The 14,923-nt window shown below is 53.4% G+C and carries 13 protein-coding genes; 10 read left to right on the plus strand and 3 right to left on the minus strand.

Annotated elements, in window-relative coordinates; all coding sequences use genetic code 11:
* Positions 1–49: 49 nt before the first annotated feature.
* Positions 50–412 carry a TIGR04086 family membrane protein gene (locus PEH01S_RS32175; RefSeq protein ID WP_246063130.1) on the minus strand — a complete coding sequence of 121 codons (363 nt, stop codon included), beginning with the start codon at positions 410–412 and terminating at the stop codon, positions 50–52.
* Positions 413–588: 176 nt separating this feature from the next.
* Between PEH01S_RS32175 and PEH01S_RS32180 the strand changes: the two genes are divergently transcribed.
* The gene (locus PEH01S_RS32180; RefSeq protein WP_025850302.1) at positions 589–1,263 is read left to right on the plus strand and encodes a DUF421 domain-containing protein; all 675 of its coding nucleotides are present in this window, start codon (positions 589–591) and stop codon (positions 1,261–1,263) included.
* Between the two features lie 12 nt (positions 1,264–1,275).
* On the opposite strand, the gene spoVB is transcribed toward PEH01S_RS32180, so the two are convergent.
* Positions 1,276–2,841 (minus strand): stage V sporulation protein B, encoded by a 1,566-nt coding sequence (gene spoVB, locus PEH01S_RS32185; protein ID WP_127490232.1) that lies wholly within the window; start codon positions 2,839–2,841, stop codon positions 1,276–1,278.
* 182 nt (positions 2,842–3,023) lie between these two features.
* Between spoVB and PEH01S_RS36050 the strand changes: the two genes are divergently transcribed.
* From PEH01S_RS36050 to PEH01S_RS32215, 6 genes are all read left to right on the plus strand, one after another.
* The gene (locus tag PEH01S_RS36050) at positions 3,024–3,728 is read left to right on the plus strand and encodes a post-transcriptional regulator (RefSeq protein WP_307720144.1); all 705 of its coding nucleotides are present in this window, start codon (positions 3,024–3,026) and stop codon (positions 3,726–3,728) included.
* Positions 3,729–3,839: 111 nt separating this feature from the next.
* Positions 3,840–5,072 (plus strand): protein translocase subunit SecD, encoded by a 1,233-nt coding sequence (gene secD, locus PEH01S_RS32195; RefSeq protein ID WP_084159625.1) that lies wholly within the window; start codon positions 3,840–3,842, stop codon positions 5,070–5,072.
* The gene (gene secF / locus PEH01S_RS32200) at positions 5,062–5,979 is read left to right on the plus strand and encodes a protein translocase subunit SecF (protein ID WP_084159624.1); all 918 of its coding nucleotides are present in this window, start codon (positions 5,062–5,064) and stop codon (positions 5,977–5,979) included. Before secD ends, secF begins: the two co-directional genes overlap by 11 nt.
* Positions 5,980–6,075: 96 nt before the next feature.
* On the plus strand, positions 6,076–7,026 hold the full coding sequence (locus tag PEH01S_RS32205) for a cation diffusion facilitator family transporter (RefSeq protein ID WP_036714284.1): 951 nt from the start codon (positions 6,076–6,078) through the stop codon (positions 7,024–7,026).
* Between the two features lie 23 nt (positions 7,027–7,049).
* Positions 7,050–9,503 carry a single-stranded-DNA-specific exonuclease RecJ gene (gene recJ, locus PEH01S_RS32210; protein ID WP_127490233.1) on the plus strand — a complete coding sequence of 818 codons (2,454 nt, stop codon included), beginning with the start codon at positions 7,050–7,052 and terminating at the stop codon, positions 9,501–9,503.
* Positions 9,500–10,012 carry an adenine phosphoribosyltransferase gene (locus PEH01S_RS32215; RefSeq protein ID WP_025850298.1) on the plus strand — a complete coding sequence of 171 codons (513 nt, stop codon included), beginning with the start codon at positions 9,500–9,502 and terminating at the stop codon, positions 10,010–10,012. Before recJ ends, PEH01S_RS32215 begins: the two co-directional genes overlap by 4 nt.
* 68 nt (positions 10,013–10,080) lie before the next feature.
* On the opposite strand, the gene PEH01S_RS32220 is transcribed toward PEH01S_RS32215, so the two are convergent.
* The gene (locus tag PEH01S_RS32220; RefSeq protein WP_127490234.1) at positions 10,081–10,743 is read right to left on the minus strand and encodes a DUF2642 domain-containing protein; all 663 of its coding nucleotides are present in this window, start codon (positions 10,741–10,743) and stop codon (positions 10,081–10,083) included.
* Positions 10,744–11,185: 442 nt separating this feature from the next.
* On the opposite strand from PEH01S_RS32220, the gene PEH01S_RS32225 reads away from it, so the two are divergent.
* From PEH01S_RS32225 to dtd, 3 genes are all read left to right on the plus strand, one after another.
* Positions 11,186–12,256 carry a CotH kinase family protein gene (locus tag PEH01S_RS32225; RefSeq protein ID WP_127490235.1) on the plus strand — a complete coding sequence of 357 codons (1,071 nt, stop codon included), beginning with the start codon at positions 11,186–11,188 and terminating at the stop codon, positions 12,254–12,256.
* 134 nt (positions 12,257–12,390) lie between these two features.
* Positions 12,391–14,589: a RelA/SpoT family protein gene (locus PEH01S_RS32230; RefSeq protein ID WP_025850295.1), complete on the plus strand. Its 2,199-nt coding sequence runs from the start codon at positions 12,391–12,393 to the stop codon at positions 14,587–14,589.
* 42 nt (positions 14,590–14,631) lie between these two features.
* Positions 14,632–14,923, plus strand: a 292-nt coding sequence (gene dtd / locus PEH01S_RS32235; protein ID WP_127490236.1) for a D-aminoacyl-tRNA deacylase, incomplete at its 3' end; no start/stop codon positions are given.

Raw genomic sequence — 14,923 nt, forward strand, 5'->3', positions numbered from 1 at the left:
TTCCGTTCCGGACGGAGGGAGCCGTTTTTGATTGTCCCGATTGTCCCGCTCATTTCTTCAAATTGATGCCAATCATCCCGCCTAGCGCCCCAGCCAGCAAAGCTACCAAAGCAAGCCCCAGCATTTCCTTGGAAAATCCTGCATCGTACGCCAGAAATCCGATCATCCATACGACCACAGTATACATTGCCCCCAACAGTCCCCCGTGATACCAGCCTTTGCTGCCGCTGCGCTTGCCTGATACCGCACCCCCCACCAGCATGGCGACTCCGTGAATAAAGAGCGTTGCGCCAAACCACGATTTCTCCGGAATATTCGTTCCCAGCAATACAAGCGAAGCTAGCAGCGTCCCGGCCAGCATGAACGCCACGGCATACACCAATCCGGCAAATAAGGGCGAGCTTTTCATCATCCCTCTTGACCTCCTGTTCCCAGCCATTCTATTTTCCATTGTATGGGCATGTACACCGAAATAGTACAGCTTCTTCGGCTGCGGATTCCTTGAATGGTTACCAGCAATTCACCCGCATGACAATCGTTCCCCGGGGCTACAATAGGCATTGAACTGCATTCGGGGAGGCCGAGTCCATGGATCTACTGCCGCTTTTTTTTCGCACCATCCTGATCTATGTGATCGTATTTTTTACCCTGCGCATTATGGGAAAAAGGGAGATCGGCAAGCTGTCGGTCTTCGACCTCGTTATTTCCATCATGATCGCGGAAATTGCCGTGTTCGTGCTGGAGGATATGAAGAAGCCTTTAATCGAGGGCATCCTTCCCATGGCGACGCTAGTCGTGGTTCAGTTGACCATTGCCTTTGTTTCGTTGAAAAACGAGAAGCTGCGCCGCTTGTTTGAAGGCAAGCCTTCCCCCATTATTCAGAACGGCAAGCTGAATCGGAAGGAAATGGAGCGTCAGCTCTACAATTTGGACGATCTTCTGCTGCAATTGAGAGAGAATAAAGTTACAAACCTTGCGGATGTGGAGTTTGCCCTTCTCGAATCGTCGGGTAAGCTGACCGTGGTAGAAAAAAATCAAGAGGCGGAGCCGTCCGTCGACAAGTCGGCTTCGTTTCGTTACGAAGGACTTCCTTTGCCGCTGATCATGGACGGTAAAGTACAGGACGAAAACTTGACCAAGCTTGGCCAAACCCGGTTTTGGCTCAAGAGCCAGCTTCAGGATAAGGGAGTCAAAGATTTCAAAGACGTGTTTTTTTGTTCCGTCGATCATCGGGGCCGCTGGTTTATCGACAAGAAAAGATGACCGGCGCCGCCGTTATTTCACAAACCTTTTGCCAAGCCATAAAATCCGGAAAACGTCGTCGCGGTTAATAAGTTTAAGCAGAATGGCGATCAGCAGATAAATGATCATCCCGGTCAGACAGGAGAAGGCAAAACGGGTAAACCCGCTGGCAATCCAAGGCGTATACATCACGACATAGCTGGCGAAGCCGGCGACCGCCATACTTATCCCGACTTTCAGGAAATCCGCAGTCTGCATGCGAAACTGAAGCAGGCGCACGACGCTGTTCCAGTGCAGCAAGGTGACGAGCATGATATTCACGCTGATGGCGACAACCGCACCCAAGATGCCGAATTCCGGACGGCTGGCCAACACATAAATCAGCGTCAGCTTTACGACGGACCCGACGAGCGTATTGATCAGTGCGCTGCCGGGTCTTTCAAGCGCCTGGAGGGTCGATTGCAGTGGCGCCTGAAAATAAATGAAAAGCGCTGCGGGCGCCATCATCCGAAGCATGGCCCCGACCCCGGGCTGCCCGTACATATACTGGCAAATCGGCTCGGCCAGCACATACATCAGCACGGCAAAGGGGGCGCCCGTCACCAAAGCAAGCTTCAGCGATTGGTGCAGCCGCATATGGATGGTTTTCATATCGTTCTTGGCGGCCGCCTCGGACAAGGATGGGATAAGCGAGACCGCGAGGGAAAAGGTAAGAGCGCTTGGGAGCATCAGCACCGGAATAATCATGCCTTGCAATGCACCGTACTGCGCCGTCGCCACACCGGTTGCTACGCCTGCCGCAGCGAGGCTTTGAATAATCAGAATCGATTCGAGAAAATACGAGCCGGAACCAACCAGCTTGCTTCCGGTAACGGGCACAGCCAATTGGAGAAGACTTTTCAGGCTCGCGAAGCGGGTAAGCGAACGTTGGGAGCCGATCTTCGTCCGCGGAGGCGCCTGGCGCTGCGACCGGTTATGCCGGTAAAGCAGCACCAGAACGAGCAGGGCGCACAACTCGCCGACCATGACGCCGATCATCGCTCCCGCGGCGGCAAATTCGATGCCGTAAGGCAGCAGCATGAAGGCAAAGGCGAGCACGGTAACGATGCGGACGAGCGTCTCGACCACTTGAGACAGCGCCGTCGGAATCATATCCTGCCGGCCTTGAAAATACCCGCGGAATACGGCCGATATGCCGACGAGCGGAATGATCGGCGTCATACACAGGAACGTGTAGTAGACCCGGGAGTCCGTGAACAGGTGGTCGGTAATCCAGCGGGCGCCGAGAACGATGACGGCCGTGAAGACAAAGCTGACTACGGTCGCCAAGGCAAGCGCTACCCGAAAGATCGTGCGTACCCGGGTCGGGTTGTCTTCGGCTTCGGCCGCAGCGATCAATTTGGCTACCGCCACCGGGATGCCTCCGGTGACGATCGTAAGAATGACGATGAGAAACGGCCACCCCATTTGATAAAGGCCAATTCCCTCCGGACCGATTACCCGCGGAAGCGTAATCCGGGGAATGAAGCCGAGGATACGGTTGACAATGCCTGCTGCAAGGAGGATGAGCGTTCCTTGGATAAACGATTGTTTTGTCAAGGGACCGACCTTCTTTCTTCCTGGATGAGCTTGTATTCCCGTGCGTTACTAATGGATATGCACAACCTGTCCAAGCGCATGCAACAATTTTTAGAGCGCGCCGCAGGCGCAAGCGGCAGGAAAACGGTCCGGTACAGCGAATACGTACAATAACGAGGCTGCGCACGCGGGAGGGTTGCAAGATGGAAAACGACAGTTGGAAACAGGATCGCAGCGACGGCAAGGGTCCGGATTCCATGGAAGCGGGATTGGAGCAAGATGCCGCCTCCGCTTCGGAAACGGAGCCGGGAGCCGGGGATGGGAGACCGGGCAGCTCTGATTCCCGGAATCCGGAAGAAGGCGGGGCGCAGGGACCTGCAGCCGGGCAGCCGCTTTCGGAGCCGATCCCTTATATGGAGCTTTTTTACTCGGAGAGGGAATCCGGAGATCACCCGCAGGACCCGTTGGCGGAAGCGCCGGTTCCGGACTTGCGTACGCGCGAGGAAGAAGGATGGGCTGATCCGAAGCCGGAGGAGTCCCAACAGGAGATCGATTCGGTCTCGGCTGAGGAATATGACAAGGAGCGCGAACCCGACGTCGGCAATCTGCCGGAGCTATGGATGAAGCATATGGAATCGGAACCGGACCCTGAATCGGAAGAAGAGCCCATGGATGACGAGCAGCTCAGCCGGGTGATCGAGGACATTTGCCGCAGCAAAGCCGAGGAGTTCCGCATGATCGGTTACGAGCAGGTGACAGGAGAGGAAATATGGGAGTGCGTCAGCGACAAATACCATAAGACCGGCGTTCCTCCGCTGCACCGGATCGTCAACGATATTTTATCTTTGAAGGCGACGCAGTTCATGAACTGGATGACCATGAGCATATACAAGGATGCCCATCGCTAGCGAGCGGGCTTCTTTTTTGCGCGCGTCTTTAGGAGAAGGAAAAAAGAGGCAAATTGACTCGTTTTTCGCACGTAGGTATAATAGGAATATTGAGTATGGAAGGAGACTTTTATGGACATCAAAAGAATCGTCGCTTTTTTCGCTATCGTACTGATCGTCTTTGCTGCGATCGGAGTGACGAGTCCGCAGCTTGTCAAACAAGTGAAGCTGGGGCTTGATTTGAAAGGCGGCTTTGAGATTCTGTACGTTGTGGAGCCGATTGAGCCCGGGAAGCCGGTTACCCCCGAATCGCTCAAGCAAACCGCTATCAGTCTGGAGAAACGGGCCGATAGTCTCGGAATTGCAGAGCCGGAAGTAACAACCGAGGGCAGCGACCGAATTCGCGTGAAACTGGCCGGGGTGTCGAACGAAGAGGAAGTCAGAAAGATCATTAAAGAGCCTGCGCAGCTCACATTCCGCGGGCCGGACGGCACGAAGGAAATGCTGGGGAGCGACTTCGTGGAGGGCGCTGCCAAAGTCGGTTTCGATGAAGCGAACCGTCCTATCATTTCGATCGAAGTCAAGGATAAAGAGAAATTCCGCAAGGTTACGGAGAAGCTGCTCGGCCAACCGCTTGCCATTTATTTGGACGAGACCCAACTATCCGCGCCGGTCGTCCAACAGGTATTGTCCGACGGTAAAGCAACGATTTCAGGCAATTATACGTATGACGAAGCCAACAAGCTGAAAGACACGATCAACCTCGGCGCGCTTCCATTGAAGCTTACCGAGAAATATACGCAGAGCGTAGGCGCTACGCTTGGTCAATTGTCCCTGCAGGAAACGGTGAAAGCCGGCCTTGTCGGTTCCGTGCTGATCCTGCTCTTCATGCTGATCTTTTACCGGGTGCCGGGCCTCGTCGCCTCGATATCGATCATAACCTACTCCTGGCTGCTTCTTCTCGTCTTCGACTTGATCAATGCAACGCTGACGCTGCCGGGGATTGCGGCGTTTATTCTCGGGATCGGGATGGCGGTCGACGCGAACATCATTACCGCCGAACGGATCAAAGAGGAAATTCGCAGCGGCAAAAGTATTCTTTCCTCGATGAAAGCGGGCTCGAAGCATTCGTTCAGAACGATTATGGATGCCAATATTACAAATATTATTGCCGGCTTTGTATTATTCTACATCGGTAACGGAGCCATCCGCGGATTCGCGCTCACGACGATGCTCAGCATCGTGCTTAGTGTAATCACGAACGTCTTCTTTGCGCGGTTTTTGACCTTGCTGCTCATCCGAAGCAATTTGTTCAAGAAGCCGGTCTATTTTGGCGTAAAGGAGTCGGAAATCCGTGAACTCTAAAACTAAAATCCTTTTTGATTTTGTCAAACATCGCAAAACGTTCTATATCATTTCGCTTCTCATTTGTATCGTCGGCGCCGTTGTGTTGGCGGTCAGCGGTCTGAACTACGGGGTAGAATTCCGGGCGGGTACGTCCATGGACATCTCGGCCGGACAAGCGATGGATAAGGCCAAAGCCGAAGAACTGCTCAAAAGCGTCGGCGTCGAAGCCGGGGTGATGACCCTTGGCGGGGATAACAACAATCGCTTATCTATGAGATTTAACGACATCTTGCCCGAAGCAACCTTGAAGCAGATTCAGGAAAAATTCAAGGCAACCTACGGCGACGGCGTATCGCAGGAAGTAAATACCGTTACGCCGGATATGGCGCTGGAGCTTCGCAATAAAGCGCTCATCGCGATCGGGGTCGCCAGCTTGGCCATTTGTCTCTATGTTACGATTCGCTTCGAGTGGCGTTTCGCGATTGCTTCGATTATTGCGATTTTGCACGACGCTTTTTTGGTCATCAGCGTGTTCGCGATCTTCCGGCTGGAAGTGAACCTGCCGTTTATGGCCGCCGTGCTCACAACGATCGGTTATTCGATTAACGATAAAATCGTCGTCTTTGACCGGGTGCGCGAAAATCTGCGCTTTGCCAAATTAAAGACGCCGGACGATTTGGCGAACTTATTGAACGACAGTATCTGGCAGACGATGACGAGAAATATCAATACGGTTCTTACGGTATTGATTGCTGCCGTTTGTTTGCTTGTGCTCGGCAGTCCTTCCATTCAGCTCTTCGCGCTTGCGAAGATCGTCGGTCTGACCAGCGGCGCTTATTCTTCCATCTTTATTGCAGGTCCGCTTTGGTACGATCTGAAAAGCAAGTCGCTCGGCTCCAAAAAGAGCTCTGCAGCGAAAGCGTAAGAACCGCTTTTACCGAAGCCATGGTTCATCTGCGGCCGGCCGCGTGAAACGGCAAGTTTCCGCGGCCTTTCTATCAATCTCATGGAGGAGTGGCCCATGACGGAGGAACGTTACAAGCAGGCGGCTGCGGGCGCATGGATCGGCATAGCAGGAAATCTTGCCCTGGCCCTTCTGAAAGGCGTAACCGGCTATATGGCCAACAGTAAAGCATTAATGGCCGATGCGTTCCATTCGGCGTCGGATGTCGTAGGTTCGGTTGCGGTGCTGGTCGGGCTTCGCGCGGCCAAGCGGCCCCCTGACGAGGATCATCCGTACGGACACGGCAAGGCGGAGCCGATCGCGGCCATTGTTTTATCGGTGCTGCTGCTTGTGGTCGGCGTGGAAATCGGCATTTCGGCAGCGAAATCGATCTATGGCGGCGTGCACGAACCGCCGGAAGGCTTCGCGCTTACGGTGCTCATCTTGTCCATCATTGTTAAAGAAGCGATGTTTCAATATAAGTTCCGGCTTGGGAAAAAGCTGGCAAGTCAAGCCTTGATCGCTAACGCTTGGGAGCACCGCTCCGACGTTTATTCCTCGATTGCCGCATTTGTCGGGGTCGGGGGCGCAATGCTCGGTTCCTATTTCGGAAATGCTTATTTGTATTATCTGGACCCGATTGCGGGTTTGGTCGTCGCGGTCATGGTGCTTCGAATGGGGTACCGTTTATTGATGGACTCGGTTCACAGCACGATGGACCATGTACTGCATCAAGAAGATGCGGCAGATTTGCTCGATACGGTGCAGCGCATTAAAGGCGTTATCGCCGTAGATCAATTGCGGGCGCGGGAACACGGCCATTATGTCATTGTCGACGTGAAAATCAGCGTCAATCCGCGCATCTCGATTCAGGAAGGGCATGATATTGCCAAAATCGTCAAGCATACGCTCATGAAACGGTTCCTGCACGTTTCCGACGTGTTCGTGCACGTCAATCCGTATGATGCAGGTTATCCGTACAAAAGTGCGGATTCGGAGCCTGACGATATGCCCACGGTGCTTCATTAAGAGGAATAGGGGGAACGGCCGTCATGCTTCAGGCGAAGGCAAGATGGAATATCGGCGCGGCAGACGGCAAAGCGGCTGAAAGGTTGGCGGAGGAGCTTGATTTGCCGCCGATCATTTCAAGACTGCTCGTTGTCCGGGGAATAACAGATTCCACGCAAGCCGCCCATTTTTTATACGGAGGAACGGATCAGACGTACGATCCGTTCCTTTTAGATGGTATGGACCAAGCGGTGGAACGAATTCGGAAGGCGATCGATACCGGAGAGTATGTTCGCATTTACGGCGATTACGATGCGGACGGTGTCAGCAGTACGACGCTGATGGTTCACCTGCTGCGCCAGCTCGGCTGCGCGTTCGATTATTACATTCCGCATCGCGTTCACGAAGGCTACGGTCTGAATACCGCTGCGCTTGACGCGGCGAAGGAGCAGGGCGTCGGGCTGATCGTGACGGTCGATACCGGCATTAGCGCGGTGAAGGAAATCGCGTATGCGAACGCTCTGGGGATCGATGTTATCGTTACGGATCACCATGAACCGCCGGAAGTACTGCCGGAAGCTTACGTATTGATCAACCCGAAAAAGCCCGGTTGTCCATACCCTTATAAGCAGCTTGCAGGGGTAGGCGTCGCTCTTAAGCTCGCACAAGCACTGCTCGGCCGTTGGCCCGAGGAGCTGCTGGAGTTTGCCGCCATCGGTACGGTGGCCGATCTCATGCTGCTGACGGACGAAAACCGGATTATCGTTAAGCAAGGCTTAGAACGGATGAGGTCGACTGCGAATTATGGCATTCGAGCGCTGCTGGAAATAGCGGGCGTTCCGGTTCGGGAAGTAACCTCTACGCACATCGGGTTTGCTCTGGCGCCCCGTATCAATGCAAGCGGCCGTCTGCTTAGCGCGGATACGGCGGTCAGGCTTCTGACGACGACGAGCGAACAGGAAGCGGAGCAGCTGGCATTCGAGCTGGATCAACTGAACAAGGAACGGCAGCGCATTGTCGATGAAATGACCAAACAAGCCGTAGACATGGTTGAAAAACGCAAAGCGAACGGCGGACTGCCCGAGGCCATCGTACTGGCTCACGAAGAGTGGAACGTCGGTGTGATCGGCATCGTCGCCTCCAAGATCGTCGACCGATTTTATCGGCCGACCATCATTTTGGGCATTGATGCAGAAACCGGTATGGCCAAAGGCTCTGCGCGTTCGATCGCCGGCTTCGACATGTACCGCGCCTTAACGCATTGCTCCGATTTAATGGATCATTACGGCGGTCATCCGATGGCGGCGGGCATGACGCTTGCAAGGACTCATTTGCCGGAACTCGGCCTTCGGTTGGAGCAGCTGGCGAAAGAATGGCTGACACCGGACGATTACATACCGCAGCTCGATGCGGATCTGGTCTGCGATTTCAGCGATGTAACTCTGGAAAGCATCGGACAGCTGGAGAGGCTTGGACCGTTCGGGATGGGGAACCCGTCCCCGCGTTTCGTGTTCGGCGGTCTTGCTTTAAACGACATGCGCACAATGGGCAAGGAGCAGCAGCATTTGAAGCTGTCTCTCCGTTCTGCGCAGGATGAGACGGCGGCTGCTATGGATGGGGTCGGATTCGGCAAAGCTTCTTTGGCGGAATGGATATCGCCCTCAGCACAGCTTGAAGTGCTTGGAGAGCTATCCATCAACGAATGGAACGGAGTGCGCCGTCCGCAAATTATGATTCAGGACGTACGCGTGCCGGAAATTCAGTTGTTCGACTGGCGAGGGGCACAGAGGCCGGAGAAGAAGCTGGCGGAGCTGTGCGAACGGCTTGAACGACACCCAATGGCGCAAACTGACGTTTTGCCTGCCGTTGTCGTATTTGGAGAGACGATTCCGGTTCCGCTCCAATCGCCTTCCGACCGGTATACGCTGTGGTGTGCCGATATTCACGGCAGGTTTCGGCCTGCGAACGATCGCGCGGCACTTACAGCGTTATCGGAGGCTTCGGATGTGTTCATTTACTCTCTCCCTCAGAGGATGGAGCAACTGCACTCGCTGGCCGCCGAGGCTTCCTCTGCGCAGCGGTATTACGCTGCCTTTGGAGGCACCGAAGAGGATAAGCAAGGCAGCATATTGCCAGGCCGCGAGATGTTCAAAGCCGTATACGGCGCCGTCATGGCACTGCGGCCGGAAGCCGCGAGCCGGTCCGCAGGCGGTCAGGTTGTTCAGGCGATCGCGAGACGCTGCGCGCTTTCTCCGCATCTCGTCCATTTCATATTGGACGTGTTTACCGAGCTTGGCTTGATTGAGCCGGAAGGGGAGGGATACAAGGTTGTTCCCTCCTCCGAGAAAAAAGATTTATCCGCATCGCTGCTTTACCGCAGCCGTTCGAAACGGCCGGATGTTGAACAGGAGCTTCTGTACTGCTCCGCAAAGGAGCTTCGTGCGAAGCTTCTGAAGGGACTAGAGCCAAACCATTCCATGATGGAGGAAATTGTATGAACTTCAAAGATTATATTCGCGTTATCGAAGACTTCCCGCAGCCGGGAATCAGCTTTAAGGACATCACGACATTGCTGAGAGACGGCCAAGCCTACAAAGCCGTTATTGAAGAGCTTGCCCGCCGTTTCAAGGATAAGGAGATTGATTGCATCGCCGGACCGGAAGCGCGCGGTTTCGTGATCGGCGCTCCGCTGGCGATCGCACTGGGAATCGGCTTCGTGCCGATCCGCAAAAGCGGGAAGCTGCCGGGAGCGACGATTGAAGCGGATTACGCTTTGGAGTATGGCAAAGACAAGCTTGCGATGCATGACGATGCGATTGCGCCGGGTCAAAAAGTGCTGATCGCCGACGATTTGCTGGCCACAGGGGGCACGATTGCGACCTCGATAAACTTGGTGAAGCAGTTGGGCGGAGAAGTGGTCGGGGCGGCGTTCCTGATCGAGCTTTTGGAGCTTAACGGACGGGAGAAGCTGAACGGGGTCGAAGTATTTTCGCTTGTTCAGTATTGATCTTCATCGAAAAGCGGCCTGAAGGATTCCTTGGGGCCGCTTTTTTCTTCAATGAAAGACCTCGCAGTTTAAGGGCAGTGAACCGTTTGGACATGATCGATATGCATGAACATCGACGCGCCGCCGGAAGTAATGACTTCGATCATGGGGGTGTCGGCGCTTTTTAACAGACCTATCTTGCCTGGATGCTCTCCAAGATTGAATACGACGAGTTCCCCTTCTAATTTTTTCAATTGTTGATCGAGCGTTCTCGCCAGAGCCATGGTGGGTGTGCTGACCGGAAAGGAAGTCGGATTCATAGCATAAGGCGTTGCATTCGGACGGTAAGGAATCAAATATTTTAAATGCCGCATAGCGATCAAAACGGAATGAAAAACAGGCGATTGAAAGACGAAAAAATCGTTCATGATGCTTGTTACGTATCCGTGAATCGATTGATTTCCGGTTATATACAGTTCGGTGAACATCCCTTTGGCGTTCATCAATACTTTTCGGTACGATAAATCTTGAGACGGTTCCCAAGAAATCTCCGAAAATTCCACGCCTGGCTCTTGTTTGACGGAGAGAGACATTTGCTGCAGATGCAAGAGCGGGAGGTAGAGAAACCTTTCCCCATCGTGAAGCACCATAATATCGCTGCCGATATCAATTAATAAACCACGGACACGAATCCTTTTGCCGGAGACGGACAACTCGACATAGCGATTGATATACGAACGTATCGTTTTCACAAACGAACACCTCCTTATAATTTTTCGCAATAGTAATCCCAAATTTCGTTGAATCCCTTTCATCCCGATTGCAAGTCTAGTAGAAAAATAACCGTCATAACGCTCTTCGTTTGAGTTGTAATTTATTTATATGGGTCTCGCATCATTCGGTATAGTCTGAAATCTAGTTGTCTTTTAATTTCCGCTTGTATCTTGAGGTTGGACATACATATGGTAGATTTGGGAGGGGGCGGCGAAATTATCAAGCGACGGTAACAGCAGTCGCAGCCGCAATTTCTGCAATGGTTCGAACCGACGTTGATATGGCATACGCCCCCCATAGGGATGCAGACAAGAGGCAAGCGCCGTGACTGGGGTGTTTGCGGATGCATACCGTAAAGTAGCACAAAAAGCCTATCTTTAAGGATAGGCTTTTTGCTTTGTAGAGAAAGGCGGAAAGGCGATGGTTGCGGAACTGCCTGTGAGAAACTTGATGATTGGCGAGCCGCAGTTGAAACAGCTGCAAAAAAACGTCTGGAGCAACCGTTTCGTTCAAGGAAGCATGGTGTCGGAGGGAACAAAAAAGGAGATTAAGGTTCGCTATCGGGGCGGACATACGCGCGACTACCCGAAACGTTCCTACGAAGTGGTTCGCGGCGGGAAAACGTACCATTATAATGCCGAGTACGACGATCCTTCCATGATTCGGAATGCCTTGTCGTTTCGCTTTTTCGAATGGATCGGAGTGCCGTGTCCTCAAACCGGACATTGCTTGCTGCGGCTCAACGGCCAAAATTTAGGGGTGTACCTGGAGATTGAAGGGGTCGACCACTATTTCTTCCGAAGACGGGGGATCTCGGTCCAATCGTTATTTTATGCCGTAAATGACGATGCTAACTTCAGCTTGTATTCGAACGATTCGAGCCGCAAAAAGTCCTCATTGTTTTCAGGCTACAAACAAATGATCGGAACCGCGGATGACCGGAGCAAGTTCATGTTGTTTATCCGCAAGCTGAATACGCTCGGATCGGGCAGTTCTAAAGCGCTGTTGCCGTTTTTGCAGCTTCGCTTGGACATCGACAACTACCTCCGTTGGTTGGCAGGGGCCGTTTTGACGGGAAATTATGACGGATTCGATCAAAATTATGCCATGTACCGACACCGAAAAACACAAAAGTACCGGATCATTCCATGGGATTATGAGGGAACCTGGGGAAGAAACTGCTTCGGCAAACCGTGCGGCAGCGATTTGGTGCGAGTAACCGGATATAACCGGCTGACCCGCGCCTTGCTGAAATGTCCTTCCATCCGGAGAAAGTATAAACAGCTGCTTGCGGCTTTACTGAACGACCCGTTCACGGTAAGAAGAATCATTCCCGTCGCCCACGCCATGCACAGCGCGATAAGACCTTATGTGGTGCGGGATACGGCCCGCAAATGGCCCATTTCCGAGTTCGAGGGCGAAGTATGGATGATTCGGAGGTATATTGAAGAACGCCGCAGGCTAGTAGCCGATGCGCTGCGGGATTTGTAGCCGTCAGCGTACGCGGATCGTGCACAATTGTCCGTTTTGCGCGTAATATGTCGGTTTGTCCCGCAAATTCTTGACGCAGCCCCCGGTTCAAGGGCATAATGGATTAAAATCGAATTAAGGGAATGGATGAACGGATGGGGATAGAGCAGCTTCTTGCGAAGGCATCCACATATTTGAAAGAAAATGACCTGAAACGAATCCGGGAAGCTTATGAATTTGCGGATCAGGCGCATTACGGCCAAGTGCGCAAATCCGGGGAGCCCTATATATTGCATCCGCTTGCCGTTGCGGATATTTTGGTTAACATGCAGATGGATACGACTTCCATCATTGCTGCGCTGCTCCATGACGTGGTAGAGGATACGACCGTATCGCTCGAAACGGTGCATGAGAAATTCGGCGCGACCTGTGCGATGATCGTCGACGGCCTCACCAAACTCGAGAAAATCAAATTCAAGAGCAAGGAAGAGCACCAGAACGAAAACTATCGCAAAATGTTCGTCGCCATGGCACAGGACATTCGCGTCATTCTTATTAAATTGGCGGACCGTCTGCATAACATGCGCACGCTCAAGCACCAGTCGGAAGAAGCGCAGCGGCGCATCGCGGACGAGACGCTGGAGATCTTCTGCCCGATCGCGCATCGTCTGGGGATATCGGCGATCAAGTGGGAGATGGAAGACATCGCCCTGCGCTACTTGAATCCCCAGCAGTATTACCGCATCGTGAACCTTATGCAGAAGAAGCGCGCCGAACGGGAGCAGTACTTAAGCGACGTCATTGCGTCCGTAGGCGAAAAGCTGCAGGAGATGGGGATCGATGGCGATATTTCGGGAAGACCGAAGCATATTTACAGCATTTACAAGAAGATGACGGTGAAAAGCAAGCAGTTCAATGAAATCTACGATCTGCTGGCGCTCAGGATTATCGTCGACAATATCAAAGACTGCTACGCCACGCTAGGGATCATTCATACGCTGTGGAAGCCGATGCCCGGACGGTTCAAAGATTATATCGCCATGCCGAAGCCGAACATGTATCAATCGCTGCATACGACGGTCATCGGACCGAAAGGCGAGCCGCTGGAAGTTCAGATCCGTACGTTTGAGATGCATCGTACCTCGGAATACGGGGTGGCTGCGCATTGGGCCTATAAAGAAGGCACGTCCGTCCCTTCAGGCAGCTACGAAGACAAAATGCATTTTATCCGCGAAATTCTTGAGCTCCAGAACGAAACGCAGGATGCGCAGGAGTTCGTCGAGTCGCTCAAAATGGACTTTTTCTCCGATCTGGTGTTCGTATTTACGCCGAAAGGCGAAGTCATCGAACTGCCTGCGGGCTCGGTTCCGCTTGATTTTGCTTACCGGATCCATACGGAGGTCGGGAACCGTACGATCGGCGCCAAAGTCAACGGACGCATCGTCCCGCTCGATCACAAGCTGAAAACGGGCGATATTATCGAGATTTTGACGTCCAAGCATTCGTACGGACCGAGCCAGGATTGGGTGAAAATCGCTCAATCGTCGCATGCCCGGACCAAGATCCGCCAATGGTTCAAGAAAGAGCGCCGCGAAGAAAACGTGCTCAAAGGACGCGAAATGATCGAGCGCGAGCTGAAACGTCTCGGCTACGACGTTCCTGCGCTGACGAAAGACGACGAAATGCTGGAGGTCGCCCGAAAATTCAACTTTAACGAAATTGAGGACATGCTGTCGGCCGTCGGCTTCGGCGGCATCACCGCAGCCCAGATCGTGACCCGTTTGACGGAGAAGGTTCGGAGGGAAGCGGAGGAAGCCCAGCAGCAGGCGATGCAGCTTACGTCCGAGGTTAAGGAAATGAAAGCGCCGGTGTCGGATAAGGAGCGCAGAGGCCGTCCGACCGGAGGGGTCCGGGTCAAAGGAGTGGACAATCTGCTCGTGCGGTTTGCCCGCTGCTGCAATCCGGTGCCGGGCGATGCGATTATCGGGTATATTACGCGCGGACGGGGGGTATCCGTTCACCGCTCGGACTGTACGAACATTCCTTCGCCGGAGTGCAGCGACGAAGGAAATCGCGTGATCGAGGTCGAGTGGGCGGACAACGTCGAGGCGAACTACAATGTCGAGATCGAAATTACGGGTCACGACCGGCGCGGTCTGCTGAACGAAGTGCTGCAGGTCGTATCGGAATGCAAAACGGTGATTTCCGCCGTTTCCGGCCGCTCGGATAAAAACAAGATGGTGGTCATCCACATGACGATCCTGATCCGCAATATCGATCATCTGCATTCGGTTGTGGAAAAAATCAAGCGGATCAAGGATGTTTATTCGGTACAGCGCATTATGCAGGCTTAAAGGCTCGGAAAACTTATTTTTTGAAACGGAGTCAGGACGTTCATGAGAGTGGTACTGCAGCGAAGCAAAGCGGCACAAGTGACGGTGAACGGGGAAACGGTAGGCCGCATCGACCACGGCTTGGTGCTGCTGGTCGGCATTGCGGACGGCGATACCGAAGAGGATGCCCGGTACCTTGCCGATAAAATATCGGGCTTGCGCATATTTGAAGACGAGCAAGGAAAAATGAACCATTCGGTGCTTGAGACCGGGGGCCAGGTGCTGTCCATCTCTCAATTCACCTTATACGGGGACTGCCGGAAGGGAAGACGGCCCAATTTCATGGCGGCCGCCC

It is taken from the genome of Paenibacillus ehimensis NBRC 15659 (genome assembly GCF_004000785.1).
Classification (GTDB): Bacteria; Bacillota; Bacilli; order Paenibacillales; family NBRC-103111; genus Paenibacillus_G; species Paenibacillus_G ehimensis.

What these genes read in the sequence shown, in the direction of transcription:
- PEH01S_RS32225 (WP_127490235.1), top strand. Translation starts at nt 11,186, where the DNA reads ATGGTTGCGGAACTGCCTGTGAGAAACTTGATGATTGGCGAGCCGCAG.
- PEH01S_RS32205 (WP_036714284.1), top strand. Translation starts at nt 6,076, where the DNA reads ATGACGGAGGAACGTTACAAGCAGGCGGCTGCGGGCGCATGGATCGGC.
- PEH01S_RS36050 (WP_307720144.1), top strand. Translation starts at nt 3,024, where the DNA reads ATGGAAAACGACAGTTGGAAACAGGATCGCAGCGACGGCAAGGGTCCG.
- secD (WP_084159625.1), top strand. Translation starts at nt 3,840, where the DNA reads ATGGACATCAAAAGAATCGTCGCTTTTTTCGCTATCGTACTGATCGTC.
- PEH01S_RS32230 (WP_025850295.1), top strand. Translation starts at nt 12,391, where the DNA reads ATGGGGATAGAGCAGCTTCTTGCGAAGGCATCCACATATTTGAAAGAA.
- PEH01S_RS32175 (WP_246063130.1), bottom strand. Translation starts at nt 412, where the DNA reads ATGATGAAAAGCTCGCCCTTATTTGCCGGATTGGTGTATGCCGTGGCG.
- recJ (WP_127490233.1), top strand. Translation starts at nt 7,050, where the DNA reads ATGCTTCAGGCGAAGGCAAGATGGAATATCGGCGCGGCAGACGGCAAA.
- PEH01S_RS32215 (WP_025850298.1), top strand. Translation starts at nt 9,500, where the DNA reads ATGAACTTCAAAGATTATATTCGCGTTATCGAAGACTTCCCGCAGCCG.
- PEH01S_RS32180 (WP_025850302.1), top strand. Translation starts at nt 589, where the DNA reads ATGGATCTACTGCCGCTTTTTTTTCGCACCATCCTGATCTATGTGATC.